This is a genomic window from Rhodoplanes roseus, assembly GCF_003258865.1.
In the GTDB taxonomy this organism is placed as follows: domain Bacteria; phylum Pseudomonadota; class Alphaproteobacteria; order Rhizobiales; family Xanthobacteraceae; genus Rhodoplanes; species Rhodoplanes roseus.
In genome coordinates, this window is sequence record NZ_NPEX01000947.1 from 1 (window position 1) to 246 (window position 246).

The window sequence follows — 246 nt, forward strand, 5'->3', positions numbered from 1 at the left end:
GATTGGTTTCCTCAGCGGAAGAACTCATCGTCGAGGCCGACTGCTTCAGTTGCGTGACGGCGGAGACCACCGTGCGCACGATGCTCGAGACTTCCCGGTCGAAATCGTCGGCGAGCGCGTGCATGGCCTTGCGCTTGTCTTCTTCGGCGCGAGCGGCGAGCTCTTCCTGTTCGCCGCGCAGACGCTCGGCCTCGGCGAGACCGTCGCGGAAGATCGCGATCGCCTTCGACATTTCGCCAATCTCGT

At 63.4% G+C, this 246-nt stretch carries 1 pseudogene; it reads right to left on the bottom strand.

Annotated features, from left to right (window positions below):
* A pseudogene (locus tag CH341_RS33125) lies at positions 1-232 on the bottom strand (methyl-accepting chemotaxis protein); the annotation flags it as partial.
* Positions 233-246 lie beyond the last annotated feature (14 nt).